The sequence below is a fragment of the Xenorhabdus kozodoii genome (genome assembly GCF_002632875.1).
GTDB lineage: Bacteria > Pseudomonadota > Gammaproteobacteria > Enterobacterales > Enterobacteriaceae > Xenorhabdus > Xenorhabdus kozodoii.
The window spans coordinates 115919-118950 of sequence record NZ_NJCX01000015.1 but is presented as its reverse complement, the minus strand read 5'-3'; the positions used below and the strand labels follow the sequence as shown (position 1 = coordinate 118950).

The 3032-nt window shown below is 54.6% G+C and carries 1 protein-coding gene, 1 rRNA gene and 1 other annotated feature (1 of these 3 cut by a window edge); of the genes, one reads left to right on the top strand and one right to left on the bottom strand.

The genetic code is table 11. The features are described 5' to 3' along the window. Position 1 precedes the first annotated feature (1 nt). Positions 2-117: ribosomal RNA gene (gene rrf / locus Xkoz_RS26885) — 5S ribosomal RNA — on the bottom strand. Positions 118-195: 78 nt separating this feature from the next. Next, positions 196-3032, bottom strand: a sequence feature (mutual gap in cmsearch alignment for this rRNA model is longer than 100); it runs 138 nt beyond the window's last position. On the opposite strand from rrf, the gene Xkoz_RS26880 reads away from it, so the two are divergent. After that, complete coding sequence (locus tag Xkoz_RS26880; protein WP_208615198.1) at positions 2578-2781, top strand: hypothetical protein; 204 nt, start codon at positions 2578-2580, stop codon at positions 2779-2781. It overlaps the preceding feature by 204 nt.

Here is a 3032-nt window from a genome sequence, read left to right as displayed (position 1 = left end):
TGTCTGGCAGTGCCCTACTCTCGCATGGGGAGGCCCCACACTACCATCGGCGCGACGGCGTTTCACTGCTGAGTTCGGCATGGATTCAGGTGGTCCCACCGCGCTATTGCCGCCAGACAAATCTGGGTTCAATCTCGAACAAGCTGCTGTTTTCTGAAACTTTCTCTCTCATCCCCAAAACACCTTCGGTGTTGTCAGGTTAAGCCTCACGGTCCATTAGTACTGGTTAGCTCAACGTCTCGCAACGCTTACACACCCAGCCTATCTACGTCCTCGTCTCGAACGCTCCTTCAGTACCCTCAGGGGGTAAGGGAAGACTCATCTCAAGGCAAGTTTCCCGCTTAGATGCTTTCAGCGGTTATCTCTGCCGCACTTAGCTACCGGGCAATGCCATTGGCATGACAACCCGAACACCAGTGGTGCGTCCACTCCGGTCCTCTCGTACTAGGAGCAGCCCCTTTCAATCTTCCAACGCCCACGGCAGATAGGGACCGAACTGTCTCACGACGTTCTAAACCCAGCTCGCGTACCACTTTAAATGGCGAACAGCCATACCCTTGGGACCTACTTCAGCCCCAGGATGTGATGAGCCGACATCGAGGTGCCAAACACCGCCGTCGATATGAACTCTTGGGCGGTATCAGCCTGTTATCCCCGGAGTACCTTTTATCCGTTGAGCGATGGCCCTTCCATTCAGAACCACCGGATCACTAAGACCTACTTTCGTACCTGCTCGCGCCGTCACGCTCGCAGTCAAGCTAGCTTATGCCTTTGCACTAACCTCACGATGTCCGACCGTGATTAGCTAACCTTCGTGCTCCTCCGTTACGCTTTGGGAGGAGACCGCCCCAGTCAAACTACCCACCAGACACTGTCCGCAGCCCGGATTACGGGCCCACGTTAGAACATCAAACATTCAAGGGTGGTATTTCAAGGATGGCTCCATGCAGACTGGCGTCCACACTTCACAGCCTCCCACCTATCCTACACATCAAGGCTCCATGTTCAGTGTCAAGCTATAGTAAAGGTTCACGGGGTCTTTCCGTCTTGCCGCGGGTACACTGCATCTTCACAGCGAGTTCAATTTCACTGAGTCTCGGGTGGAGACAGCCTGGCCATCATTACGCCATTCGTGCAGGTCGGAACTTACCCGACAAGGAATTTCGCTACCTTAGGACCGTTATAGTTACGGCCGCCGTTTACTGGGGCTTCGATCAAGAGCTTCTCCCGGAGGATAACCCCATCAATTAACCTTCCAGCACCGGGCAGGCGTCACACCGTATACGTCCACTTTCGTGTTTGCACAGTGCTGTGTTTTTATTAAACAGTTGCAGCCAGCTGGTATCTGCGACTGGCCTCAGCTCCATGGGTAAACCACTTCACCTAACGCCAGCGTGCCTTCTCCCGAAGTTACGGCACCATTTTGCCTAGTTCCTTCACCCGAGTTCTCTCAAGCGCCTGGGTATTCTCTACCTGACCACCTGTGTCGGTTTGGGGTACGATTGTGTGTGACCTGATGCTTAGAGGCTTTTCCTGGAAGCAGGGCATCAACCACTTCAGCACCGTAGTGCCTCGTCATCGCGCCTCAGTGTTAACAAATGACCGGATTTGCCTGGTCATTCCACCTACACGCTTAAACCGGGACATACCGTCGCCCGGCCGGCCTAGCCTTCTCCGTCCCCCCTTCGCAGTCACACCCAGTACAGGAATATTAACCTGTTGCCCATCGACTACGCTTTTCAGCCTCGCCTTAGGGGTCGACTCACCCTGCCCCGATTAACGTTGGACAGGAACCCTTGGTCTTCCGGCGAGCGGGTTTTTCACCCGCTTTATCGTTACTTATGTCAGCATTCGCACTTCTGATACCTCCAGCAGGCCTCACAGCCCACCTTCAACGGCTTACAGAACGCTCCCCTACCCAACAACATCGAAATGTTGCTGCCGCAGCTTCGGTGCATGGTTTAGCCCCGTTACATCTTCCGCGCAGGCCGACTCGACCAGTGAGCTATTACGCTTTCTTTAAATGATGGCTGCTTCTAAGCCAACATCCTGGCTGTCTGAGCCTTCCCACTTCGTTTCCCACTTAACCATGACTTGGGGACCTTAGCTGGCGGTCTGGGTTGTTTCCCTCTTCACGACGGACGTTAGCACCCGCCGTGTGTCTCCCGTGATAACATTCTTCGGTATTCGCAGTTTGCATCGGGTTGGTAAGTCGGGATGACCCCCTAGCCGAAACAGTGCTCTACCCCCGAAGATGACTTCACGAGGCGCTACCTAAATAGCTTTCGGGGAGAACCAGCTATCTCCCGGTTTGATTGGCCTTTCACCCCCAGCCACAAGTCATCCGCTAATTTTTCAACATTAGTCGGTTCGGTCCTCCAGTTAGTGTTACCCAACCTTCAACCTGCCCATGGCTAGATCACCGGGTTTCGGGTCTATACCCTGCAACTTAACGCCCAGTTAAGACTCGGTTTCCCTGCGGCTCCCCTATACGGTTAACCTTGCTACAGAATATAAGTCGCTGACCCATTATACAAAAGGTACGCAGTCACCCCACCACTAAGCCCCCTCTGCTTGATGTTGGCGGTTGGGCGTCGCTGGCGCGTCGCCGACCGTCATCAGGCAAAAGATGACGCTGTGGACTTCACCACTGGCTTAGTGGTGGGGCTCCCACTGCTTGTACGTACACGGTTTCAGGTTCTGTTTCACTCCCCTCGCCGGGGTTCTTTTCGCCTTTCCCTCACGGTACTGGTTCACTATCGGTCAGTCAGGAGTATTTAGCCTTGGAGGATGGTCCCCCCATGTTCAGACAGGATACCACGTGTCCCGCCCTACTCTTCGAGCTCACAATACCTGCGTCTTCGGATACGGGGCTATCACCCTTTACTGCCGGCCTTTCCAGGCCGTTCTCCTGACGCAGATGCTGATGTTGGCTCTGGGCTCCTCCCCGTTCGCTCGCCGCTACTGGGGGAATCTCGGTTGATTTCTTTTCCTCGGGGTACTGAGATGTTTCAGTTCCCCCGGTTCGCCTC

What these genes read in the sequence shown, in the direction of transcription:
- Xkoz_RS26880 (WP_208615198.1), top strand. Translation starts at nt 2,578, where the DNA reads ATGTTGGCGGTTGGGCGTCGCTGGCGCGTCGCCGACCGTCATCAGGCA.